The sequence below is a fragment of the Mesorhizobium sp. P3_A10 genome, from assembly GCF_056403175.1.
Map to the genome: position 1 here is coordinate 559,326 of NZ_JBFUFZ010000003.1, position 21,803 is coordinate 581,128.

At 62.6% G+C, this 21,803-nt stretch carries 24 protein-coding genes; 9 read left to right on the top strand and 15 right to left on the bottom strand.

Going from position 1 to position 21,803, the window contains the following annotated elements; genetic code table 11:
- Window position 1 precedes the first annotated feature (1 nt).
- Window positions 2-316: a hypothetical protein gene (locus AC1DXU_RS15735; protein WP_477369896.1), complete on the top strand. Its 315-nt coding sequence runs from the start codon at window positions 2-4 to the stop codon at window positions 314-316.
- Here AC1DXU_RS15735 and AC1DXU_RS15740 read toward each other — a convergent pair.
- A complete protein-coding gene (locus AC1DXU_RS15740) occupies window positions 313-1,056 on the bottom strand; it encodes a creatininase family protein (RefSeq protein ID WP_477369899.1) in 744 nt (247 codons plus the stop codon). The two genes, AC1DXU_RS15735 and AC1DXU_RS15740, sit on opposite strands and share 4 nt — an antisense overlap.
- Window positions 1,057-1,059: 3 nt before the next feature.
- Entirely contained in the window at window positions 1,060-1,626 is a 567-nt protein-coding gene (locus AC1DXU_RS15745; protein WP_477369902.1) for an SIS domain-containing protein, read from the bottom strand.
- Window positions 1,627-1,810: 184 nt separating this feature from the next.
- Between AC1DXU_RS15745 and AC1DXU_RS15750 the strand changes: the two genes are divergently transcribed.
- A complete protein-coding gene (locus AC1DXU_RS15750) occupies window positions 1,811-2,833 on the top strand; it encodes an aldo/keto reductase (RefSeq protein ID WP_477369905.1) in 1,023 nt (340 codons plus the stop codon).
- An 81-nt stretch (window positions 2,834-2,914) separates the two neighbouring features.
- Here AC1DXU_RS15750 and AC1DXU_RS15755 read toward each other — a convergent pair whose 3' ends face one another.
- From AC1DXU_RS15755 to clpP, 4 genes are all read right to left on the bottom strand, one after another.
- Window positions 2,915-3,187, bottom strand: coding sequence for an HU family DNA-binding protein (locus AC1DXU_RS15755; protein ID WP_112392385.1), 273 nt, complete (start codon window positions 3,185-3,187; stop codon window positions 2,915-2,917).
- A 198-nt stretch (window positions 3,188-3,385) separates the two neighbouring features.
- The gene (gene lon / locus AC1DXU_RS15760; protein WP_477317364.1) at window positions 3,386-5,797 is read right to left on the bottom strand and encodes an endopeptidase La; all 2,412 of its coding nucleotides are present in this window, start codon (window positions 5,795-5,797) and stop codon (window positions 3,386-3,388) included.
- A gap of 259 nt (window positions 5,798-6,056) precedes the next feature.
- The gene (gene clpX, locus AC1DXU_RS15765) at window positions 6,057-7,331 is read right to left on the bottom strand and encodes an ATP-dependent Clp protease ATP-binding subunit ClpX (protein WP_023759839.1); all 1,275 of its coding nucleotides are present in this window, start codon (window positions 7,329-7,331) and stop codon (window positions 6,057-6,059) included.
- A gap of 295 nt (window positions 7,332-7,626) precedes the next feature.
- Window positions 7,627-8,256 carry an ATP-dependent Clp endopeptidase proteolytic subunit ClpP gene (gene clpP / locus AC1DXU_RS15770; RefSeq protein ID WP_477369908.1) on the bottom strand — a complete coding sequence of 210 codons (630 nt, stop codon included), beginning with the start codon at window positions 8,254-8,256 and terminating at the stop codon, window positions 7,627-7,629.
- 341 nt (window positions 8,257-8,597) lie between these two features.
- Between clpP and AC1DXU_RS15775 the strand changes: the two genes are divergently transcribed.
- Entirely contained in the window at window positions 8,598-9,188 is a 591-nt protein-coding gene (locus AC1DXU_RS15775; RefSeq protein WP_477369911.1) for a hypothetical protein, read from the top strand.
- A 6-nt stretch (window positions 9,189-9,194) separates the two neighbouring features.
- Here the strand turns inward: AC1DXU_RS15775 and AC1DXU_RS15780 are convergent, their stop codons facing one another.
- Window positions 9,195-10,298, bottom strand: coding sequence for an NAD(P)/FAD-dependent oxidoreductase (locus AC1DXU_RS15780; RefSeq protein WP_477369914.1), 1,104 nt, complete (start codon window positions 10,296-10,298; stop codon window positions 9,195-9,197).
- Window positions 10,299-10,403: 105 nt separating this feature from the next.
- Here AC1DXU_RS15780 and AC1DXU_RS15785 point away from each other — a divergent pair, with 105 nt between their 5' ends.
- Together AC1DXU_RS15785 and AC1DXU_RS15790 are read left to right on the top strand one after the other, a co-directional pair.
- Entirely contained in the window at window positions 10,404-11,654 is a 1,251-nt protein-coding gene (locus AC1DXU_RS15785) for a cytochrome P450 (protein WP_477369918.1), read from the top strand.
- A gap of 23 nt (window positions 11,655-11,677) precedes the next feature.
- A complete protein-coding gene (locus tag AC1DXU_RS15790; RefSeq protein WP_477369920.1) occupies window positions 11,678-12,304 on the top strand; it encodes a hypothetical protein in 627 nt (208 codons plus the stop codon).
- Between the two features lie 66 nt (window positions 12,305-12,370).
- Here AC1DXU_RS15790 and AC1DXU_RS15795 read toward each other — a convergent pair whose 3' ends face one another.
- The 6 genes from AC1DXU_RS15795 to AC1DXU_RS15820 form a co-directional block, all read right to left on the bottom strand.
- The gene (locus AC1DXU_RS15795; RefSeq protein ID WP_477317351.1) at window positions 12,371-12,721 is read right to left on the bottom strand and encodes a cupin domain-containing protein; all 351 of its coding nucleotides are present in this window, start codon (window positions 12,719-12,721) and stop codon (window positions 12,371-12,373) included.
- A 23-nt stretch (window positions 12,722-12,744) separates the two neighbouring features.
- Complete coding sequence (locus tag AC1DXU_RS15800; protein WP_477369923.1) at window positions 12,745-14,025, bottom strand: O-acetylhomoserine aminocarboxypropyltransferase; 1,281 nt, start codon at window positions 14,023-14,025, stop codon at window positions 12,745-12,747.
- Window positions 14,026-14,195: 170 nt separating this feature from the next.
- Window positions 14,196-14,717: a CoA-binding protein gene (locus AC1DXU_RS15805; protein ID WP_477369926.1), complete on the bottom strand. Its 522-nt coding sequence runs from the start codon at window positions 14,715-14,717 to the stop codon at window positions 14,196-14,198.
- Complete coding sequence (locus AC1DXU_RS15810) at window positions 14,714-15,496, bottom strand: AAA family ATPase (RefSeq protein WP_477369929.1); 783 nt, start codon at window positions 15,494-15,496, stop codon at window positions 14,714-14,716. Before AC1DXU_RS15810 ends, AC1DXU_RS15805 begins: the two co-directional genes overlap by 4 nt.
- 9 nt (window positions 15,497-15,505) lie before the next feature.
- Window positions 15,506-15,928 carry a VOC family protein gene (locus tag AC1DXU_RS15815; protein ID WP_477369932.1) on the bottom strand — a complete coding sequence of 141 codons (423 nt, stop codon included), beginning with the start codon at window positions 15,926-15,928 and terminating at the stop codon, window positions 15,506-15,508.
- Window positions 15,929-15,930: 2 nt separating this feature from the next.
- The gene (locus AC1DXU_RS15820; RefSeq protein WP_477369935.1) at window positions 15,931-16,752 is read right to left on the bottom strand and encodes an enoyl-CoA hydratase; all 822 of its coding nucleotides are present in this window, start codon (window positions 16,750-16,752) and stop codon (window positions 15,931-15,933) included.
- 144 nt (window positions 16,753-16,896) lie between these two features.
- Here AC1DXU_RS15820 and AC1DXU_RS15825 point away from each other — a divergent pair, with 144 nt between their 5' ends.
- From AC1DXU_RS15825 to rpsI, 3 genes are all read left to right on the top strand, one after another.
- Window positions 16,897-17,343, top strand: a complete 447-nt coding sequence (locus tag AC1DXU_RS15825) for a PaaI family thioesterase (protein ID WP_477369938.1) — start codon at window positions 16,897-16,899, stop codon at window positions 17,341-17,343.
- A 219-nt stretch (window positions 17,344-17,562) separates the two neighbouring features.
- On the top strand, window positions 17,563-18,027 hold the full coding sequence (gene rplM / locus AC1DXU_RS15830; RefSeq protein WP_477242871.1) for a 50S ribosomal protein L13: 465 nt from the start codon (window positions 17,563-17,565) through the stop codon (window positions 18,025-18,027).
- A gap of 1 nt (window position 18,028) precedes the next feature.
- On the top strand, window positions 18,029-18,511 hold the full coding sequence (gene rpsI / locus AC1DXU_RS15835; RefSeq protein WP_023810272.1) for a 30S ribosomal protein S9: 483 nt from the start codon (window positions 18,029-18,031) through the stop codon (window positions 18,509-18,511).
- Between the two features lie 276 nt (window positions 18,512-18,787).
- Here rpsI and AC1DXU_RS15840 read toward each other — a convergent pair whose 3' ends face one another.
- The gene (locus AC1DXU_RS15840; protein ID WP_477369941.1) at window positions 18,788-19,687 is read right to left on the bottom strand and encodes a LysR family transcriptional regulator; all 900 of its coding nucleotides are present in this window, start codon (window positions 19,685-19,687) and stop codon (window positions 18,788-18,790) included.
- A gap of 91 nt (window positions 19,688-19,778) precedes the next feature.
- Between AC1DXU_RS15840 and AC1DXU_RS15845 the strand changes: the two genes are divergently transcribed.
- A complete protein-coding gene (locus AC1DXU_RS15845; protein ID WP_477369943.1) occupies window positions 19,779-20,648 on the top strand; it encodes an aldo/keto reductase family oxidoreductase in 870 nt (289 codons plus the stop codon).
- 51 nt (window positions 20,649-20,699) lie between these two features.
- On the opposite strand, the gene AC1DXU_RS15850 is transcribed toward AC1DXU_RS15845, so the two are convergent.
- Complete coding sequence (locus AC1DXU_RS15850) at window positions 20,700-21,749, bottom strand: glycerophosphodiester phosphodiesterase family protein (protein WP_477369946.1); 1,050 nt, start codon at window positions 21,747-21,749, stop codon at window positions 20,700-20,702.
- Window positions 21,750-21,803: the final 54 nt, after the last annotated feature.

Here is a 21,803-nt window from a genome sequence, read left to right on the forward strand (position 1 = left end):
AATGGCCGGCCCGTACTGGTTCGCGCGCAACATCCGTGTTGGCCACAAGGGTTACGACCGCTACGGCAAAGGCGTCATGCCGATCGCCTGGCAGGGCCGCGCGGTGATCGCCGGCTTTGTGGTGGCGATGGTGGGTGGCGGCCTGTCCATGCTGCTGACCGTGCTCTACACCAAGTCGTTTCCGCTCGGCATCGCGCTCTTCGCCATCCTGGCAATCGCCGGCGGCGGGACGTTCATCTGGGCCGTGGCGACCAAAAGCGACCCGAACAAGTCGATCGCTGAATACAGCGCGGAACGGCAGAAAAATACGGGCTAGCGCCTTAAGATCAGGCGCAGGTGATCCATGATCATCGCCACGCCCATTTGCCCCAGTTCCGCCGAGGCCTCTGGGGCGCTCGCCGTGTACCAACTTTTGTTGTCGGCGAAGTGGCCGGCATCGACGGCTTCCGGGCATAGTGCCAGCATCAGCGATGTCTCGCCGATGCCGGCATGGTCGAACGGGTATTTTCCGTTCATCACCGCCGGCATCAGCGGGTGCACCTGCACCCAGTTGAAGAAGTTTTCGCCCGCGGCGTGCCCGGAATAATAGTCGGCCATCGCCTGCGAGCCCCACCAGCCCTCGCCGCGCTCCTTTTCGAGGAAGCGGAAGATCGCCTGGCGGCCGGCGGTCTTGAAGGCGAGATCGGTCGGCATGCCGGCTGCGAAATTCTCGGTCTGGTGGTGGATGATGGCGTGAATGTTGCGAAAGCCGATGCGCAGCAGGCCGTAGAACAGATCCTCGGCGAACGGCGCCAGCGCATTGCCGCCGATCTGCACCGAGCCGCTGCCTTCGGGCGGCGCCACCGCGTAGCTCGCCGCGCCATAGTAGAAAGGCGGCAGGATAACGATGTCGGCCTCCTTTTCGAACAGGTCCAGCATCTTGACGACCGCCAGCGTGTCCATCCCGACCGCCATGTGCTCGCCATGGTATTCGAGCACGCCGAGCGGCAGCACCACCGGCCAGTTCTCGGATATCGCCTTGCGGATCTGGTGCGGCAGCATCAATTCGTAGCGCATGGTCTATTCCATATTGGTGTGGCGGGCCCGCATCGCTTCGGGCGTTGCGCCGGTGATTGCCTTCAGCTTCAGCACCATCACTTCGAACAGCAGGAACAGCGCGCCTTCGAACACCGAGCCCATCGGCAGGACAGACGTCTTTTCCGGCCCCTGGTCGCGGGCCATGGTCTGCGCCGGAATAAGCAAGGTGAAGTCGGCACCTCTCGCCGCGCTGCTGCCGGCCTCGGCGGTGAGCAACAGAACGGTCGCGCCGGCTTCGCGCGCGACCTGTATGAAGGTCAGCACGGTGGAGGTTTCACCCGGGCCGGAACTGACCAGGAAGACATCGCCGCTGCCTAGCGGTGGCGTGTTCATGTCGCCGACCACCGACACCGGCAGGCCGAGATGATAGAGCCGCATGGCAAAACCCTTGACCTGCAACGCCTCGCGGCCGCAGCCGTAGGTCACGATCTGCCTGGCGCCGGCCAGCATGGCGCAGGCGGCGTCCATGCGGCCTTCGTTGACCCGCGCCAGCACGGCGCCGAGCTCTTGTAGCGCATTCGCAAACATATCCGAGCCGGTATTCGTCATGAGGGTCCCATCTGTCTGCCAAGGCTGTGGCTGGAGATTCCTGGTTGCGCTCTTCCGGGGAAAGGCTTGTTTTTGTTCATGCTATCACCGCGAAAATGCCTGTCCAACCGCCGTGGCGGCTTTTGCTGTGCCTCCGGCGTGATAGTGTCATGTCAGACAAATCAATCCAGGATCTCTGCAGGACATGAAGACACGGCATTTCGACCGCATCGGCAATGGCGGCATCGCGTTCACGGAACTTGGCTTCGGCACGGCGCCGCTCGGCAACCTCTACCGCGCCGTCTCCAACGAGGACGCCAATGCGACGCTGGAGGCCGCATGGACGACCGGCTGCCGCTACTTCGACACCGCGCCGCTCTACGGGCTCGGCCTGTCGGAATCGCGCCTCAATCCGTTCCTGCGCTCGAAAAAGCGCGACGACTATGTGCTGTCGAGCAAGGTCGGCCGCATCATGCGCGCCTGCCCGCCGGAGCAGCGCACCGGCATCGGCAAGTTCTTCGACACGCCATCGCGCAGCGAGGTCTACGACTACAGCTATGACGGCGTCATGCGCTCGTTCGAGGCCTCGCTGGAACGGCTCGGCGTCGACCGCATCGACATTCTATTCGTGCATGACGTCGACATCTTCACCCATGGCAGCAAGGAAGCCTCGGACCAGCGCATCAACGAGTTCATGGCCTCCGGCTATTACGGGCTGCTTTCGTTGCGCGACCAGGGCGTGATCAAGGCGTTCGGCGGCGGCATCAACGAATGGCAGGTCTGCCAGATGCTGGCCCAGCGCGGCGACTTCGACCTCTTCCTGCTTGCCGGCCGCTATACGCTGCTGGAACAGGAGGCGCTTGCCACCTTCCTGCCGCTCTGCCAGAAGCGCGGCATCGGCATCGTTCTCGGCGGACCCTACAATTCCGGCATCCTGGCAACCGGACCCAAGCCTGGCGCCTACTACAATTATTCGGAAGCGCCGCAGGACATACTCGACCGTGTCACCCGCATCGAAGCCGTCTGCAAACGCCATGGCGTGCGGCTGATCGAGGCAGCGCTGCAGTTCCCGCTGCTGCACCCCTCCGTCGTCTCGGTGATCCCCGGCGGCCAGCGGCCGAGCGAGGTCGAAAGCAACCGCTCGCTGCTCGATGCAAAGCTGCCTGCGGCCCTGTGGGCCGATCTCAAGCAGGAGGGGCTGATGCGGGCGGACGCGCCGACGGCGTAGGCCGACGCGCCCTCCCTGCGCACAAAAAGAAAAGCCGGGGCAAGCCCGGCTTTTCATGTTCTCTGAAAAGAAAAAATGGTCTTAGTTGACCGCGTCCTTGAGGCCCTTGCCGGCCGAGAATTTCGGCACGGTGCGCGCCGGAATCTTCACTTCCGCGCCAGTCTGCGGGTTGCGGCCAGTCGACGCCGCGCGCTTGGAGACGGTGAAATTTCCGAAGCCGACGAGCCGTACATCGCCGCCCTTCTTCAGTTCGCCAGTGATCACGGAAAACACCGCATCGACCGCCGACTGTGCGTCACCCTTCGAAATGCTCGCGGATTCAGCGACAGCGGAAACCAGTTCGTTCTTGTTCATAAAAATTCCCTTCCATGAGAAAAACCGGAACTCTTCGACTCATCCGGCAGGAAAGGGACTTTAGAAAGAAGCGTTCCAGCAACCAAGTCAAAAAGCTTGAAAAAAGTTGGAAAAAGCCCGGAAAAGGTGGGTTTTTCACATGAAAAAGCCGGGCGCGAAGCCCGGCTCTCTCTTTGTGCACCGCACCATTAGTAAAAACTAATGTGCAAGCGACTTTCCGGCATCGTCCGCCGTGTCGGTCGCAGCCGGCGCGTTCACCGGCTCGACCCATTCGATCGGCTCCGGCATACGCACCAGCGCGTGCCTCAGAACCTCACCGACGCGTGAGACCGGAATGATTTCCATGCCGTTCTTCACGTTGTCCGGAATCTCCGCCAGATCCTTGGCGTTGTCTTCCGGGATCAGCACCTTCTTGATGCCGCCGCGCAGTGCGGCGAGCAGCTTCTCCTTCAGGCCACCGATCGGCAAGATGCGGCCGCGAAGCGTTATCTCGCCAGTCATCGCCACATCGGCCCGGACCGGAATACCTGTCATCACAGACACTATGGCTGTCGCCATGGCAGCACCTGCAGATGGACCGTCCTTCGGCGTGGCGCCTTCCGGCAAGTGCACGTGAATGTCACGCTTGTCGAACAGCGGCGGCTCGATGCCGAAATCGATGGCGCGCGAGCGGACATAGGAGGCCGCCGCCGAAATCGATTCCTTCATCACATCGCGCAGATTGCCGGTCACCGTCATGCGGCCCTTGCCGGGCATCATGACGCCTTCGACCGTCAGCAGTTCGCCGCCGACTTCCGTCCAGGCGAGACCGGTGACGACACCGACCTGATCGTCAGCCTCGACCTGGCCGAAGCGGAAGCGCTGGACACCGAGGTAATCGGCGAGGTTCGCCGCCGTGATGCTCACCGTCTTCTTCTTGGTCTTCAGGATCTCGGTCACCGCCTTGCGGCCAAGCTTCATCAGCTCGCGCTCCAGGCTTCTGACGCCCGCTTCACGGGTGTAGGTCTGGATGATGCCGCGGATCGCGTCCTCGCCGACGGAGAATTCCTTCGGCTGCAGCGCGTGATCGCGGATCACCTTGGGCATCAGGTGACGCTTGGCGATCTCGATCTTCTCGTCCTCGGTGTAGCCGGCGATACGGATGATCTCCATGCGGTCCATCAAGGGCGCAGGGATGTTCAGCGTGTTCGCCGTCGTCACGAACATCACGCTCGACAGGTCGTATTCGACCTCGAGGTAATGGTCCATGAACGTCGAGTTCTGCTCTGGATCGAGCACCTCGAGCAAGGCCGACGACGGATCGCCGCGGAAATCCTGGCCCATCTTGTCGATCTCATCGAGCAGGAACAGCGGGTTGGACTTCTTTGCCTTCTTCATCGACTGGATGACCTTGCCGGGCATCGAGCCGATATAGGTGCGCCGATGGCCACGAATCTCGGCCTCGTCGCGCACGCCGCCCAGCGCCATGCGGATGAACTCACGGCCGGTCGCCTTGGCGATCGACTTGCCGAGCGAGGTCTTGCCGACGCCGGGAGGTCCGACGAGGCACAGGATCGGCCCCTTCAGCTTCTTCTGGCGGCTCTGCACGGCGAGATACTCGACGATGCGGTCCTTGACCTTGTCGAGGCCGAAATGGTCGGTGTCGAGCACGTTCTGCGCAAAGGCCAGGTCCTGCTTGACCTTGGAGTTCTTGCCCCACGGTATCGACAGGATCCAATCGAGATAGTTGCGCACGACGGTCGATTCAGCCGACATCGGCGACATCGTCCGCAGCTTCTTCAGTTCGGCTTCCGCCTTTTCGCGGGCCTCCTTGGAGAGCTTGGTCTTCTTGATGCGCGCCTCGATCTCGGCGGCCTCGTCGCGGCCGTCCTCGCCTTCGCCGAGCTCCTTCTGGATCGCCTTCATCTGCTCGTTGAGGTAGTATTCGCGCTGCGTCTTCTCCATCTGGCGCTTGACGCGCGAGCGGATGCGCTTCTCCACCTGCAGGACGGAGATTTCGGCTTCCATGAAGCCCATCGCCTTTTCCAGCCGCTCCTTTACGGAAAGCGTGGCCAGCATCTCCTGCTTCTCAGGGATCTTGATGGCAAGATGCGAGGCGACCGTGTCGGCGAGCTTGGAATAGTCGTCGATCTGGCTGGCGGCACCAACCACTTCGGGCGAGATCTTCTTGTTCAGCTTGACGTAATTCTCGAAGTCGGTGACGACCGAACGCGCCAGCGCCTCAACCTCGACCTCTTCCTCTTCCGGCTCGACCAGCGCCGCTGCGTGAGCCTCGTGGAAGTCGGGACGGTCGGTGAACGAGACGATTTTGGCGCGCGAAGCGCCTTCGACCAGCACCTTGACGGTGCCGTCCGGCAGTTTCAGCAATTGCAGCACATTGGCGAGCGTGCCGATGTCAAAAATGGCACCGGGCTCGGGATCGTCATCGGCGGCATTCATCTGGGTGGCAAGCAGGATCTGCTTTTCCTGACCCATCACCTCTTCCAGCGCCTTGATCGATTTCTCACGCCCGACGAAGAGCGGAACGATCATGTGCGGGAACACCACGATGTCGCGCAGTGGGAGGACTGCGAAGACGCCGTCGCTGGGTGCCTTGGATACTTTGGCCATTGTCCAACCTTTCATGTCGCGGCCACCAATCGGCCAACCGCGAATCTCATATTAACGACCGAGGGTCGTTCCGCCTACCACCGTTTGTGACGGGAGTTTTACAGCACAGAACTCGGCCCCACAGCCTTCTTTTGTTAGTTGGATGCACGAGGGGCAAAGATCAAGGGCCTGCACAATCCGTTCGTCACAACGCGGCACGTCCGCAGCAGCAAAACGGCGCCTCGCGGCGCCGTTTCAAAACTTCGACTGCGGGCTCACGTCAGGCGCTGACGTTGCCCTTCTTTTCCTTCTGCTCGGAGTAGATGTAGAGCGGCCGGGCGCTGCCGGTAACCACCTCCTCCGAAATAACCACTTCGCGAACGCCTTCGAGTGCGGGCAGCTCAAACATGGTGTCGAGCAGGATCGCTTCCATGATCGAGCGTAGGCCGCGCGCACCGGTCTTGCGCTCGATGGCGCGCTTGGCGATCGCCGACAGCGCATTCTCGTGGAAGGTCAGGTCGACGTTCTCCATCTCGAACAGCCGCTGGTACTGCTTGACCAGTGCGTTCTTCGGCTCGGTCAGGATCTGGATCAGCGCCGGCTCGTCGAGATCCTCCAGCGTCGCCAGAACAGGCAGACGGCCGACGAACTCGGGGATGAGACCGAATTTCAGCAGATCCTCAGGTTCGACCAGGCGGAACACGTCACCGGTGCGGCGATCCTCCGGCGAAGCGACGATGGCGCCGAAGCCGATCGAGGTCTTTCGGCCGCGATCGGAGATGATCTTGTCCAGCCCGGCGAAGGCGCCGCCGCAGATGAACAGGATGTTGGCGGTGTCGACCTGCAGGAATTCCTGCTGCGGATGCTTCCTGCCGCCTTGCGGCGGCACGGAGGCGACGGTGCCTTCCATGATCTTCAGCAAAGCCTGCTGCACGCCCTCGCCCGACACGTCGCGGGTGATCGAGGGGTTGTCGGACTTGCGCGAAATCTTGTCTATCTCGTCGATGTAGACGATACCGCGCTGGGCGCGCTCGACATTGTAGTCGGCCGACTGCAGCAGCTTCAGGATGATGTTCTCAACGTCCTCGCCGACATAACCGGCCTCGGTCAGCGTCGTGGCGTCGGCCATGGTGAAGGGCACATCGATGATGCGGGCTAGTGTCTGGGCAAGCAGCGTCTTGCCGCACCCGGTCGGGCCGATCAGCAGGATGTTCGACTTCGCCAGCTCGACGTCGTTGTTCTTGCCGGCATGCGCGAGGCGCTTGTAGTGGTTGTGCACGGCCACCGACAGCACGCGCTTGGCGTAGGGCTGGCCGATGACATAGTCGTCGAGGACCTTGAGGATCTCCTGCGGTGTCGGCACGCCCTCGCGCGACTTCACCATCGAGGTCTTGTTCTCCTCGCGGATGATGTCCATGCAAAGCTCGACGCATTCGTCGCAGATGAAGACCGTCGGACCGGCGATCAGCTTGCGCACTTCGTGCTGGCTTTTGCCGCAAAACGAGCAATAAAGCGTGTTCTTGGAATCACCGCTGTTGTTGCCGACCTTGCTCATTTTCATGTCCTTTCATGGCCGCCCGCCGATGGTCTGGCTGAAAGGGCGCATATTCAATCTATCGCGGGAATTCGCCGCCGCCAGTGTCCCGGCTCCCGCAACGTATTCAGTACGAAACACAAATCAGAAAACGTGGCAATGATTCGCAACGACCCCACGCAAAGCTAAGCCGTCGAAACTCAACATAGCCTTAACGTAGGCAATCCTACCCGTCGAGGGAACAGCCAATTGTGGCCGAAATGCCGCAAGCCGCGCCAAAAGCGCTTGATACCGCCATCCAACTGCCACGGATCACTTATGCGGCAACACCTTCGGCCGGCTCGCGCGACGAAATCACCTTGTCGATGAGGCCGAAATCCCTGGCTTCGTCGGCGGTCATGAAGTGGTCGCGATCGAGGGTTTTCTCGATTTCCTCGTAGGTCTTGCCGGTGTGCTTGACATAAACCTCGTTGAGGCGGCGCTTCAGCTTGATGATGTCCTGGGCGTGGCGCTCGATATCGGAAGCCTGGCCCTGGAAGCCGCCGGAAGGCTGGTGAACCATGATGCGGGCATTCGGCGTGGCAAAGCGCATGCCCTTCTCGCCCGCAGTGAGAAGCAACGAGCCCATCGAGGCCGCCTGGCCGATGCACAGCGTCGACACTGCCGGCTTGATGAACTGCATGGTGTCGTAGATCGCCATGCCGGAGGTGACGACGCCACCCGGCGAATTGATGTAGAGGTTGATTTCCTTCTTCGGATTTTCCGCCTCGAGGAACAAAAGCTGTGCACAAACCAGCGTCGCCATGCCGTCTTCGACCGGGCCGGTGATGAAAATGATGCGCTCTTTCAGCAGTCGCGAGAAAATGTCGTAGGCCCGCTCGCCGCGATTGGTCTGTTCGACCACCATCGGAACGAGGTTCATATAGGTTTCGACGGGGTTCTTCATGGACTATCCCTTTTTGAAGGTGGGATTCCGGCGCCGGGGGATGAGCAAGTCGGGCAGAATCGGTTCTGGATCGTTGAGATGTAAATAGGATGTCGGCTCACCCTTGCGCAAGGCCGACCGGCCTAGCCATCCGGTTAAGTCGAATTAAGGTTGCCAAGCAGGATCTACCGATGGCCTTATCATCGTCGCTGCCATCTCGTCGAGCCGGCGAAACCACCGCCAGGTAGCAATTCCTTAACCGCATCGCTTAACGAAACCGGGCGAAACCACTTTTCGCCGGCCCGGCTTCCCCTACAATTCAACGTTGAGCTTGCGTCTGGAGTTCAAACAGGGGGAGTACGATGTTCAGGAAAACCGCTTCCTTCAGTATCGCCGGACTGGCTGTTCTCGGCACCATCTCCAGCACGGCGGCCGGCGGCCGCGCCGTCGAGTGCTACGAACCGGTCCACCGTCCGGCTGTCTACGATACCGTCTATGAAGACGTAATGGTCAGCCCGGGCGGGCAGTTGGTCGACTACGACCCGCCGATCTATGGCACGCTCGAGCGCGTCGAGCAGATCGCGCCGCCCCGCGTCAGCTATGAGGAGGTGCCGGCCATCACCCGCACCGTTTACAACACGGTCAAGGTCGACAATGGCGGCTATGCCTGGGAATGGCGCGTGATCCACGGCCGCAAAGTGCTGTGCAAGGTCTGGCGCAAGGCTCGCTACGCGCGTGTCGCCGAAACGGTGGTGGTTGAACCTGCACGCACCCGGCGCGTTGTCCTGCCAGCCGAATATGAGAGCGTTGCCCATGAAGTGCTGGTGCGACCGGAGCGGCGGCACGTCACCGAGGTTGCGCCGTCATACCAGAGGGTGGCGCGGCGGGTGGTGGTGCAGGAAGGCTCGACCAGCTGGCGCCGCGTGCATATTCCGCACCACTGCCAGGGTTAGGGCCTCTCAGGCCACCTCGGCCCGCAACCATTTCTTGAGACCGGCAACATTGCCGTCGCCGACGGCCGCTGCCACGCGCCTGCCCACGGCGGCGCCGAACTTGTAGCCATGGCCGGAGCAGGCCGAGACGATCAGGCACTTGGCCTTTTCATGCGCCATGAACTTTTCGTCGGCGGTGAAGGTGTAGGCGCAGGTGGCGACCTCGGTGACACTGTATTCGGCGATACGGGCGATCGGCGGTGAAAAGACGTTGCGGATCGCCTCGCCCTCGCCCGGCACCGGCTGGCGGTTCCAGTCGGCGTCGCTGGTCGGCACCCGGTGCAGGCCTGAGCCGAATTTCATGCCGGCGCCGCCGGTCGGCGGGATTACATAGCCGTCAACGGCGCCACCGATATCGAGAACCACCGGGGCCGCCTGCCAGGCGGCCTTCAGGTCCGCCGGCGGCTCGACATAGGCGAGCGCGGTACGCCACGTCGTCAGTTCGCCGCCCAGTTCCGGAAACAGCTTCAGAACCCAGGCGCCGGCGGTGACGACGATGCGGTCCGCCTGCATCGTCTCGCCGCTCTCGAGCACGACGCGGCCGGCCTCCGCGTCAACCGCGACCACCTTGGCGTTTTCGTAGACATTGGCGCCGTTGCCACGCAGCCATTCTGCCAGCCCTGCCGCGATCTTGCGGCAATGCAGCGCGCCGCCCTCGGTCGAAAAATAGGCATAGCGGAACGAACCGGCCTCAAGGAACGGCCAGCGCTCGACGGCTGCGTCCGGTTCGTAAAGGTCGAAAGGATAGTTCCCCTCTTCCAGGCCTTCGCGATACTCCTCGGCCTCGTCGCCCGGCTCGCGCGAGATGCACAGGAAGCCGCGCGGATCGAGATGGCTTTGGCCAAGATCGGCCCACATCTCGTCCCAGGCCGCATAGGCTTCGGTGATCAGCCGGCCATACCCGGTTCCGGCGCGGTAGGCGCGGCGGATGATGCGGTGATGATCGCCGGACGCGGCCAGCGGATTGGGGATCGGCCCTTGCTCGACTATGGAAACGCTGTGGCTGGCCTTGACCAGCGACCACGCCGTCGAGAGCCCCGCAATACCCGCGCCGACCACGATCACATTCATCAAAACCGTCTTTCCGCAGCAGCATGGGCTGGCTCAACGCATTGGGCAGTCGGGCGCCAACATACGGTCTGGCGCCTGTCTGGCAAGCCGCGCTAATGATCTGGAATGACCGATTTGATGCCACTACCTTACCTGGCCTTTGATCCAGCCAGCCGCCATGTGCAACTGGATCCACACGAGCCGGAATTTTTCCAGAACCCTTACGAGGCCTATGCCTTTTTGCACGGCGCATCGAACGCCTTCTTCTGGGAAGACTACGGCATCTGGTGCTTTGGCGGCTTCGACGACGTCAACCGGCTGTTGCGCGACCGCCGTTTTGGCCGCCAGAATCCGGCCGGCATTCCCGACAGCCGCGGCGTCGGCCAGGACCGCACGCATCTCGCCGCCTTCGACGGCATCGAGGCCAATTCGATGCTGGAACTGGAGCCGCCGGTGCACACGCGGCTGAGAACGCTGGTCAACCGCGCCTTCGTCTCGCGCCAGGTCGAGCGGCTGAGGCCGCGTGTCGAGGCGCTCGCCAACGAATTGATCGACCGTTTCGGACCGGACCAGGTCGACCTGCTGCCTGCCTTCGCCGCACCCTTGCCGATCACGATCATCGCCGAAATGCTCGGCGTGCCGGTCGAGATGGGGCCGCAACTGCTCGACTGGTCGCACCAGATGGTGGCCATGTACATGCATGGCCGCACCCGCGAGACGGAGGAGACGGCCAATCGCGCCGCACGCGATTTTTCCGATTTCCTGCGTGGCTATGTTGCCGAGCGGCGCAAAAAGCCGGGCGACGACCTTTTGTCCCTGCTGATCTCGGCCCAGGAAGACGGTCAAAAACTCTCGGAGGACGAACTGGTGTCCTCGGCCATCCTGCTGCTCAACGCCGGCCATGAGGCGACCGTTCATCAGACCGGCAATGCCGTGCGCTCGATCATGGCGCAAGGCGGCGATCCCCGCCGCTTCTTCACTTCGCCGGAGGCGACCGCGGCAACCGTCGAGGAATGCCTGCGCTTCGACGCGCCGCTGCACATGTTCCTGCGCTATGCCTATGAGGAGATCGAGGTCGGACCCGGCATCGTGCTGAAGCCCGGCGACAAGATCGCGCTGCTGCTCGGCATGGCCAATCATGATCCGGGTGCCTTTGCCGAGCCTTCTGCCTTCAGGCCCGGCCGCGCCGACCAGAAGAACGTCTCGTTCGGGGCCGGTATCCATTTCTGCATCGGCGCGCCGCTCGCCAGGCTGGAATTGCAGGTGTCGCTGAAAACCTTGTTCGACCGGCAACCGCGCTTGCATCTTGCCGAACAGCCACGCTTCCGCGACACTTATCATTTCCATGGGTTGGAAAGGCTTGCCGTCAGTTTTTGATGTCGCGAGCCGGGGGTCGCGACATGAGACTGTCTTTGACGCGGGCGACGGCATTCGCCCTGGCGCTGTTGTGTGCAGGCGTCGCCGGCGCATTCGCCCAGCAACAGCCTGAAAACATCCCGCAGGAAAACAGCGACGCCATAGCCCGGGCACTGGCTGCCAGACTGCTCGAACGCCAGACGGGTGCGGCCGTGCCCGCGGACAAGTTCTGGGCCTATGAGGTCGATTTCAATCTCGACGGGTTTTCCGAACTCTATGTCTATGTCGCGGATCCCGCTTGCGACGGGGTGAAGTGCGGGCTGTTCTTGTTCGTGCTCGAAGGCGACAGCTACCGCGAGGTTCTGGGCGACATTCCAGGCGCCAGGCTGACGGCCACTGACAGGGTCGCGCTCGGTGCCTTCAAGCGCAACGGCTTCATCGACCTGCAACTCGACCAAAAACTGTTTGGCTGGACCGCCGATCGCTATGCTGACGTCTCGACCTTCCCCGCCACGTCGCTCGACGGTACCGCCTTCATCGCCGCCTGCCAGAAGAGCAAATCGAGCGAACAGCCTGAGGAAGGCGAGGCCGAACAGGTCGCCAGCGAATGCCAGTGCCAGGTCAACCGGTTTCAGGCCATTTGCTGGGCAGTCCCTGGCACAGGGCGATGATGAGCGGATACGGATTTTCCGATACCGACATCGATCGGCTTCGGTAGGGCCAGCGTGATACGGTGATCAAAGCTTGATCACATACTCCTTACGGGTCGTTTCAAGCACTTCCCAGCTACCCCTGAAGCCGGGCCTGAGCACAAAGCTGTCGCCGGCCCTGACGGTGCGCGCTTCGCCACCCGTCTCCGATATCACCGAGACGCCTGACAGAATGTGGCAGAACTCCCACTCGTCATATTCGATACGCCATTTGCCCGGCGTCGCTTCCCAGATGCCGGCATAGAGCCCGCCATCACGTTCCTCGACGTTCCAGGTGCGGAATTTCGGATCGCCCGCAATCAGGCGATCCGGCGCCGGCGCGCCATGCTCGGCTTCGACGCTGCCGATGCCGACGGAGAGGAAATTTGGCGCGGTCATGGACGCTCCTTGTTTGCCGGGGATCAAACCTTGGCGAGGGCCTGTTCCAGATCGGCGACGATGTCGTTGACATCCTCGATGCCGACCGAAAGCCGGACCGTATCCGGCCCAGCGCCGGCCTTGACCTTCTGCTCGTCGGAAAGCTGGCGGTGCGTGGTCGATGCCGGGTGGATGACCAGCGACTTGGTGTCGCCGACATTGGCGAGGTGCGAGAACAATTCCAGCGCCTCGACGAACTTGATGCCGGCCGCATAACCGCCCTTGAGGCCGAAGGTGAACACCGCACCCGCGCCAAGCGGCGAGTATTTCTTCTGCAGCGCGTTGTTCTTGTCGCTGGGCAGGCCGGGATAGTTCACCCAGGCAACCTTGGGATGATTGGACAGCCAGCCGGCGACGGTCACCGCATTGTCGCAGTGGCGCTGCATGCGCAGCGGCAAGGTCTCGAGACCGGTGAGGATGAGGAAGGCATTGAAGGGCGAAATTGCCGGACCGATGTCACGCAAGCCGAGCACACGAGCGGCAATGGCGAAAGCGAAATTGCCGAAGGTCTCGTGCAGGACGATGCCGCCATATTCGGGGCGCGGCTCCGACAGCATCGGATATTTGCCCGACTTCGACCAGTCGAAGGTGCCGCCGTCGACAATGGCGCCGCCGATCGAATTGCCGTGGCCGCCAATGAACTTGGTCAGAGAATGGACGACGATGTCGGCGCCATGCTCGATCGGCCGCACCAGATAAGGCGAGGCCAGCGTGTTGTCGACGATCAGCGGCAGGCCGTGCTTGCGGGCGATGTCGCCGATCTTCTCAATGTCGACGAAGACACCGCCGGGATTGGCCAGGCTCTCGATGAAGATCGCCTTGGTCTTGCCGTCGATCTGGCTTTCGAAGGTGGAGACGTCGTTGGTGTCGGCCCAGCGCACTTCCCAGCCGAAATTCTTGAAGGCGTGGCCGAACTGGTTGATCGAGCCACCGTAAAGCCTTGTCGCGGCAACGAAATTGTCACCGGGCTGCATCAGATTGTGGAACACCAGAACCTGCGCGGCATGGCCCGAGGCGACGGCCAGTGCCGCCGTCCCGCCTTCAAGGGCCGCGATACGCTCTTCCAGCACCGCCTGTGTCGGGTTCATGATGCGGGTGTAGATGTTGCCGAAGGCTTTTAGCCCGAACAGCGACGCCGCATGGTCGGCATCGTCGAAGACGAAGGAGGTCGTCTGGTAAATCGGCGTGGCGCGCGCGCCGGTCGCCGGATCCGGCTTGGAGCCGGCATGGACGGCGAGCGTGTTGAAACCGGGCGTGCGGGTCATCGAAAACCTCCCTTTCTGAAAACGTCTAAAATCGCCGGGCATTCTTGGCGAAGCCCGGGCGCGAAAGCAAAGAAGAAAATACCTTTCGGCGGACGATCTACGATCAACGCGCGAGGAAATCCATTTCTTCCCGGAATAATTTTGCGCCTACGGCGCTTCGGCGACATGCGTCACTTCTGGCGCACTCCGAAACTCTGGAATCCCGGGCGCATTAGCGGCTTCTTCGACGACAGCACGCCGGAGTTGACCCCGGTCCAGCCGATCTCGCCGGACAGCTTGCCATATTCGATTTTGGGACAGCGGTTCATCACCACCTTGATGCCGGCGGCTTCGGCGCGCGCGGCCGCCTCGTCATGGCGCACACCAAGCTGCATCCAGATGACTTTCGGCAGCGGATCGAGCCGCAGGATCTGGTCGACAATGCCGGGCACCGCCGCCGAGCCGCGAAAGATGTCGACCATGTCGACGGGCTGCGGCAGGTCGGCGAGGCTGGCATAAACAGTGCGGCCGAGGATTTCCTTGCCGGCATGGCCCGGATTGATCGGAAACACCGAAAATCCCTTGGCCAAAAGGTACTTCAGCACGAAGTAGCTCGGCCGTACGTCATTGGGCGACGCGCCGACCATGGCCACGGTCTTCACCGAATTGAGGATGCCGCCGATATAGGCGTTGTCGTAGGCGTCGTGATTCACTCGTCGGTCTCCCTCAGCGCTTCCTCCATAAAGGACTGCGGGTCCGCGCAGAAGTCGCGCATCATGCGAAAATGATCGGTATCGCTGAAATCGGTCGGATCGAGCCCGAAGCGGCTGATGCGGAACAGGCGCGCGCCGGGACAGGCCATCAGCAGCGGCGAATGCGTGGCCATGATCACTTGCGCCGTGCCCGACCGGTCCATGCGCCGCAGCATTTTCAGCAGTTCGATCTGCCGCGTCGGCGAAAGCGCGCTTTCGGGCTCGTCGAGGATGTAAATGCCTTGCCGGCGGCAGCGCTCCTCGAAGAAGCGGATAAACCCCTCGCCATGTGACCACGACAGGAAATCCGGCGGCGGTGGCTTGAACGGGTCTTCAAGCGCCGCCTGATCGAGGTAACGGGCGACCGAGTAAAAGGATTCGGCGCGAAAGAACCAGCCGGCGGTGACTTTTGGCAGCCAGTGACCGCGCAGCGTGTTGGCAAGCGCCGCGCCGCTCTTGTCGATGGCGGCGGAATGATCGACCGGCCGGTAGCCCTTGCCGCCCCCTGCCTCGTCATAGCCGGCCAGCGCACCGATCGCTTCGAGCAATGTCGATTTGCCGGTGCCGTTTTCACCGACAATGATGGTGATCGGCGTGGTGAATTCCAGTTCGAATTCACGGCCGCGGAAGAGCGGCAGGTTCCAGGGATATTTTTCCCAATCCTCGACGCGCGCGGGGTCAATCAGGATGCGCTTGAGATAGGGCGCCTTCAGCCGTGTCAGTTGCTTGCGATAGGCCACTGGCGAGCGTCAATCCGGCAGGGAAATGGATCCGTCTTCCGCGATCGGAAAAGCCGGATTGTGCGCCACTTCCCAGACATGCCCGTCCGCATCGGCGAAATAGCCGTACCAGCCGCCCCAGAAGGCGCGGCCGGCCGGCTTGACGATGCGACCGCCGGCCTTTTCGGCCATCGCAAGCACCTCATCGACTTCGGCGTCGGAGCGGGTGTTGTAGGCGAGGTAAACCGCCGACGGCCCCTTGCCGAAGGTGACCCCCGAATCCTCTTCGGCGCTCTGGCGCGGAAACAGGCCGAGGATGGCGCCGCCCATCTGAAAGAAGGCGACGCCATCGGTGATGCCGGCATGGCGGGTCAATCCCATCGCCTCGTAGAAGCGTACGGCACGGTCGAGATCGTCGGTGGCGACGGTGATAATGGAGATGCGCGGTTCCACGGCTATTCCTCAGACCATTCCGGCTTGCGCTTGCCGATGAAGGCACCGATGCCTTCTTGGGCATCGCGCGCCAGCATGTTCTCGACCATCACACGGCCGGTATAGGCATAGGCGTCAGCCAGCCCCATTTCGGCCTGGGCATAGAATGCTTCCTTGCCGGTCTTGACCACCAAAGATGATTTGGAAGCAATGGTTTGCGCGTATTTGGTGACGATCTGATTCAGGTATTCTCGCGGCACGACGCGGTTGACCAGGCCGAACTCCTTGGACGTTGCCGCATCGATCGTCTCGCCGGTCAAGAGCATCTCCATCGCGTGCTTGCGCGAGACGTTGCGTGACAGCGCCACCATCGGCGTCGAGCAGAACAGGCCGATGTTGACGCCCGGCGTGCAGAAGGTCGCCTCATGCGAGGCAATCGCCAGATCGCAGCTGGCGACCAATTGCAGCCCGGCGGCGGTGGCCAGGCCGTCGACCTCGGCGATCACCGGCAGGGGATGGCGCACGATCGCCTGCATCAGAGCCGCGCAAGCAGAAAAGGTCGTTTCGAAGAAGGCCTTGCCCTTATCCGCGTCGGCGCGGCGCGCCGTCATTTCCTTGAGATCATGCCCGGCGCAGAACACTTTTCCGGCTGCCGACAGGATGATGACGCGCACGGATTTGTCGGCCTTGGCGCGATCAAGCTCCGCCGTCAGCGCTGCCATCACCGCCAACGACAGAGCATTGGCCGGCGGATTGGCGAGCGTGAGGCGCAGCACGCCCTTTTCCAGCCTGGTGACCACAGGACCTTCGGCAATAGCCGGCTTGATGGCGACGATTTCGGCCATGGGTCGCTTCTCCGCGATTCAAGTTGGGTCGGATTAATCTAGTATGCCGTCCCGCTTCGTCCAACACCCTCCGCGGTGACAGACGAGGTGTTGCCAGAAATGCCGCGCTGCGTTCATACAGGCATGGCGCAAACGGAGACAGACATGCCCGCCCAAAGCAATCTCAAGCCGGTGCTGAATGCGGCGCAGGTCAATGCGCTGATGGCAACTGTCTATCCGCAGCTCAACGATCACTTCGCCTTCTATCAGGCGCTGGAGGTGTTTCCCGGCGGCTGCACCGTGCGGCTCAATGCCGACGGGCGGCATCTGCGTCCCGGCGGCACCGTATCAGGCCCTTCCCTGTTCACGCTGGCCGACATAGGCGGCTATGTCTGCGTGCTCTCGCATGCTGGGCCGGATGCGCTTTCGGTGACCACCAACCTCAACATCAACTTTGTCCGCAAGGCCGAGGCCGGGCCGATCGACGGCCATTGCCGCATCCTAAAGCTCGGCAAGAACCTGATGGTGTTCGACATCGACATTGTCGCCGGGCCGGAAGGACAGACGGTGGCGCACGCCACCGGCACCTATTCGATCCCACCGAAGCGCTAGCTGATGTGGTAAAATAATACCTTTTACCCAAGGCATTGTTTTTGCTTCGTTTTACGCGCTACGTGGCTTTTCTCGCGCCTTGACGCGGTCTCCGCCCTCGCCTATAAGCCCTCACGAAGCAGCGGCCCGCAAAGGCCGCCGTTTTGTTATTGGCGGTAGTCGCCAATCCAAGCAACAAGAAACGCCTTCTCCGGAAGGTCCGAACCGAAAGCAGAATCCATGACAACCTTTTCGCAGAAGCCTGCGGATGTGGTGAAGAAGTGGGTGTTGATCGACGCCGAGGGTCTCGTCGTTGGTCGTCTCGCCACTGTCATCGCCAATCATCTTCGCGGCAAGCACAAGCCCACCTTCACCCCGCATGTCGACGATGGTGACAATGTCATCGTCATCAATGCCGACAAGGTGGTGTTCACCGGCAAGAAATTCACCGACAAGGTCTATTACTGGCACACCGGACACCCCGGCGGCATCAAGGAGCGCACCGCGCGCCAGCTGCTCGAGGGCCGTTTCCCCGAGCGTGTCGTCGAGAAGGCCGTCGAACGCATGATCCCGCGCGGCCCGCTCGGCCGTCGCCAGATGAAGAACCTCCGCGTCTATGCAGGCACGGAACATCCGCATGTCGCCCAGCAGCCCGTCACCCTCGACGTCGGCGCGCTGAACGCCAAGAACAAGAAGGTTGCATAAGATGGCTGAGCTTTCCTCGCTCGCAGAATTGGGCGCCGCCACCGGCAACACCAACACCCAGCCGGCAGCACCCGTCCATGTCCAGAAGCTCGACAAGTCGGGCCGCGCCTATGCCACTGGCAAGCGCAAGAACGCCATCGCCCGCGTCTGGGTGAAGCCGGGTTCGGGCAAGATCATTGTCAACGACAAGGAATTCGCGACCTACTTCGCGCGTCCGGTTCTGCAGATGATCCTCAACCAGCCGATCATCGCTTCCAACCGCGCCGGCCAGTACGACATCGTCGCCACCGTTGTCGGCGGCGGCCTCTCCGGCCAGGCGGGCGCCGTGCGTCACGGCATCTCCAAGGCGCTGACCTATTACGAGCCGACGCTGCGCGCCGTGCTCAAGAAGGGCGGCTTCCTGACCCGCGACAGCCGCGTCGTCGAGCGCAAGAAGTACGGCAAGGCGAAGGCCCGCCGCTCGTTCCAGTTCTCGAAGCGCTAAGCGCCTCGCGGTTTTGGATATCGAAAAGGCCGCCTTCGGGCGGCCTTTTCTTTTAGGTCTCGGCAGTCACCCCACCCGCGCCTTCGGCGCGACCTCCCCATCGAGGGGTGGTAGGAGGTCGCGGCAGTTTTGCCGCCCGGATAATCGACAGTGGTCCAGCAAAAGCCATCGCCCGATTGAAGGGCGCGGCGCCCTACCTCCCCTCGATGGGGAGGTCGGCGCGCAGCGCCGGGTGGGGTGATGGCGCGCCAACGTAGGTCATGTCTGGCAAGCAGATCAGGACTTGCCGGCCTTGATGTAATCGATGAAGGCGCGCAGCGGCGCCGGCACCAGACGCCGGCCGGGATAATAGAGGAACGGTCCGGGAAAGCTCTGCCACCAGGGTTCGAGCACCGGCTCCAGGGCGCCGCTGTCGAAGTGAGGGCGAAGCCAACCCTCGAAAAGAGCGATGATGCCGCTGCCGGCGATCGCCGCATGGACGGCAAGATCGCTCGCGCCGCCGATCCGCACGATCAACGGCCCCGTCGTGTCGACCCGCACCACTTCGCCGTCGCGCTCAAACTCCCACGGCAGCATTGCACCGCTGGCAAAGCGGCCGCGCAGGCAAGCATGGCCAAGCAGGTCGCTCGGATGCTCGGGCCGCCCATGGAGATCCAGATAGGCAGGGCTGGCGGCAGTGGCGAAATGCTGCACGCGCGGTCCGATCGGCACCGCGATCATGTCCTGTTCCAGGCGCTCGTCGTAGCGGATGCCGGCATCGCAGCCGGCCGCCAGAACGTCGACGAAGTTCTCATCGGCGATCACCTCGAGCCGGATACCGGGATAAGCGGCGAGGAAGCCCGGAATGATGTCGGGCAATATCAGCCGCGCGGCGCTGACCGGCACGTTGAGACGCAACGAGCCAGCCGGCCGGTCGCGAAAGCCGTTGACCACGTCGAGGGCCGCCTCCACCTCCGTCAGCGCCGGGCCGAGCCGCCCCAGCAGGCTGAGGCCCGCCTCGGTCGGGACAACGCTGCGCGTCGTGCGGTTGAACAGCCTGACACCGAGCTTCGCCTCGAGGCGACGTACCGCCTCACTCAAGCCGGAGGCGCTGGCGCCACTGGCTCGGGCGCCATCGCGAAAGCCGCCGGCGCGCGCCACCGCCACGAAGGCGTTCAGATCACCAAGGTCTATCATTGTTCGCGATTCCGCACAGGCTGTGTGGATTGTACCTGATTATCCCGAGGTTGAGCAGCGTCTATCTTCGCCTCCTCAAAGGAGATCGACCATGTCCACTGTCCAAAAATCCGGCACATTCACCCTCGGCAGCCACACCGTGAAGCGGCTCGGCTATGGCGCCATGCAACTTGCGGGCCCCCACGTTTTCGGTCCGCCGAAGGACCATGACGCAGCCATTGCCGTGTTGCGCGAGGCGGTGGCGTCCGGGGTCAACCACATCGACACCTCAGACTATTATGGTCCGCATGTCACCAACCTGCTGATCCGCGAAGCGCTGGCACCCTATCCCAAGGACCTCGTCATCGTCACCAAGATCGGCGCACGGCGCGGCAGCGACGCCTCCTGGCTGCCGGCCCATTCGGCCAAGGACCTTGAGCGGGCCGTGCACGACAATCTCAGAAATCTCGGACTTGAGGTGCTGGACGTCGTCAACCTGCGCATCATGTTCGGGATGGACCCGACCGAGGGCTCTATCGAAGCACAGCTGACCGCGCTTGCCGAACTGCAGCGCAAGGGCCTCGTGCGCCATATCGGCCTGAGCAACGTCACCCCCGCGCAGGTCGAGGAGGGTCGCCGCATCGCCGAGATCGTCTGCGTGCAGAACCACTACAATCTGGCGCACAGGCAGGATGACGCGTTGATCGACCAGTTGGGGCGCGACGGGATCGCCTACACGCCGTTCTTCCCGCTGGGTGGCTTCAGCCCGCTGCAATCGTCGACCTTGTCGGGCGTCGCCGCGCGCCTCGGCGCCACGCCGTTGCAGGTGGCGCTGGCCTGGCTGCTGCGCCGCGCACCCAACATCCTTTTGATTCCCGGCACCTCGTCGGTCGAGCATTTGCGGGAGAACCTGGCGGCGGCAGAGCTGGAGCTGTCGGCGGACGTGCTCAATGAGCTGGATGGCGTGGCGATGGCTGCGTGAGACCAGCCAATCTCCCCCTCGTGGGGGAGATTGGCAGCGTCAGCACCCGCTCTAGTTGATACTCGCCGTGTGTGCCGGCTCCACTTCGCTGGCATAAGGCACCCGAAACCCATTCTCCGCCAACCAGCCGATCGCCGCTTTCGGCTCGTCGGTCTGGATGATGGTGGCGCCGCGCTCGACCCAGAAGCCCCAGGTTTCGCGCGGTAGGCTGGCCAGCACCGCCAGTTCGTCGCCGCGGCCGCCGGCCAGGAAGCCGCCCGGCTTGTTGACGATGGCGTAGGTGTCGGCCCAGATGTGCCAATCGCCCCGCGCAGCCTCCGCCCGCATATGCGGGCTGAACAGCGGCCCACCGGTCTCGGTCAGTGTTTCCGCGCCGGCGCGCCAGTTGATCAGCTCGATGGCGTGTAACTGGAAGGCGTGGCTGACGGTCTCGGCAAAAGCGGCGTCGTGAACGGCATCGTCGGCGATGATAGGCATGAACTGGAAGCCGCCGCCGATCGCATCCATGGCCGCTTTGACCGTGGCGATCCTCTCTTGGTTCCACAGGTTCTCCTTGACGATCACCTGTTCGGCCATGCCGAGGTCGCGGGCAACCGTGATCATGTCCGAGAGGTCGCCGACAGCGAGCTTGTTGTCGAGGTTGATGAGGATTCTGTCCCTGGTCGCCATCAGCATGTCGCGCAGCGTCGAAACCGTCTCATTGGTGGCAACGCCGGTGCCTTCAATCACCAGCCGGCATGTTTTGAGCTCGGCCAGCGTATGCTGGACCACCTCGCCCTTGCAGGTCGTCGTGCGGTCGAGCCAGCTGTCATGCATGACGACGAGCTGGCCGTCCTTCGAGCGCCTTATGTCGACCTCGACGATTTCGGCGCCCATGGTGATCGATGCCTCGACAGCGGCGATCGAATTTTCCGGATAGAGCGTCTTGCCTGCCTGCATGCCGCCAGCGCGATGCGCGGCCACCAACACATGGTCGCGCCACTGGTTGGCGTGCTCGAAGCGGTCGAGGATTTGCCTTGCGCGGGTTTCGCCCGCCAAGGCCTGGCCGACGGAGACCGCCAGCGCGGTTGAAAGCAAAAGGCTTAGCCAAATGGTCCGCATCGAGAATCGCTCCTTGCCGGATCGAACCGGGGATAGGCGATGCCCGTGACAGGC

Bases quoted from the DNA above. Each gene is read 5' to 3' on its own strand.
- AC1DXU_RS15735 (WP_477369896.1), top strand. From the start codon at position 2: ATGGCCGGCCCGTACTGGTTCGCGCGCAACATCCGTGTTGGCCACAAG.
- AC1DXU_RS15740 (WP_477369899.1), bottom strand. From the start codon at position 1,056: ATGCGCTACGAATTGATGCTGCCGCACCAGATCCGCAAGGCGATATCC.
- AC1DXU_RS15745 (WP_477369902.1), bottom strand. From the start codon at position 1,626: ATGACGAATACCGGCTCGGATATGTTTGCGAATGCGCTACAAGAGCTC.
- AC1DXU_RS15750 (WP_477369905.1), top strand. From the start codon at position 1,811: ATGAAGACACGGCATTTCGACCGCATCGGCAATGGCGGCATCGCGTTC.
- AC1DXU_RS15755 (WP_112392385.1), bottom strand. From the start codon at position 3,187: ATGAACAAGAACGAACTGGTTTCCGCTGTCGCTGAATCCGCGAGCATT.
- lon (WP_477317364.1), bottom strand. From the start codon at position 5,797: ATGGCCAAAGTATCCAAGGCACCCAGCGACGGCGTCTTCGCAGTCCTC.
- clpX (WP_023759839.1), bottom strand. From the start codon at position 7,331: ATGAGCAAGGTCGGCAACAACAGCGGTGATTCCAAGAACACGCTTTAT.
- clpP (WP_477369908.1), bottom strand. From the start codon at position 8,256: ATGAAGAACCCCGTCGAAACCTATATGAACCTCGTTCCGATGGTGGTC.
- AC1DXU_RS15775 (WP_477369911.1), top strand. From the start codon at position 8,598: ATGTTCAGGAAAACCGCTTCCTTCAGTATCGCCGGACTGGCTGTTCTC.
- AC1DXU_RS15780 (WP_477369914.1), bottom strand. From the start codon at position 10,298: ATGAATGTGATCGTGGTCGGCGCGGGTATTGCGGGGCTCTCGACGGCG.
- AC1DXU_RS15785 (WP_477369918.1), top strand. From the start codon at position 10,404: ATGACCGATTTGATGCCACTACCTTACCTGGCCTTTGATCCAGCCAGC.
- AC1DXU_RS15790 (WP_477369920.1), top strand. From the start codon at position 11,678: ATGAGACTGTCTTTGACGCGGGCGACGGCATTCGCCCTGGCGCTGTTG.
- AC1DXU_RS15795 (WP_477317351.1), bottom strand. From the start codon at position 12,721: ATGACCGCGCCAAATTTCCTCTCCGTCGGCATCGGCAGCGTCGAAGCC.
- AC1DXU_RS15800 (WP_477369923.1), bottom strand. From the start codon at position 14,025: ATGACCCGCACGCCCGGTTTCAACACGCTCGCCGTCCATGCCGGCTCC.
- AC1DXU_RS15820 (WP_477369935.1), bottom strand. From the start codon at position 16,752: ATGGCCGAAATCGTCGCCATCAAGCCGGCTATTGCCGAAGGTCCTGTG.
- AC1DXU_RS15825 (WP_477369938.1), top strand. From the start codon at position 16,897: ATGCCCGCCCAAAGCAATCTCAAGCCGGTGCTGAATGCGGCGCAGGTC.
- rplM (WP_477242871.1), top strand. From the start codon at position 17,563: ATGACAACCTTTTCGCAGAAGCCTGCGGATGTGGTGAAGAAGTGGGTG.
- rpsI (WP_023810272.1), top strand. From the start codon at position 18,029: ATGGCTGAGCTTTCCTCGCTCGCAGAATTGGGCGCCGCCACCGGCAAC.
- AC1DXU_RS15840 (WP_477369941.1), bottom strand. From the start codon at position 19,687: ATGATAGACCTTGGTGATCTGAACGCCTTCGTGGCGGTGGCGCGCGCC.
- AC1DXU_RS15845 (WP_477369943.1), top strand. From the start codon at position 19,779: ATGTCCACTGTCCAAAAATCCGGCACATTCACCCTCGGCAGCCACACC.
- AC1DXU_RS15850 (WP_477369946.1), bottom strand. From the start codon at position 21,749: ATGCGGACCATTTGGCTAAGCCTTTTGCTTTCAACCGCGCTGGCGGTC.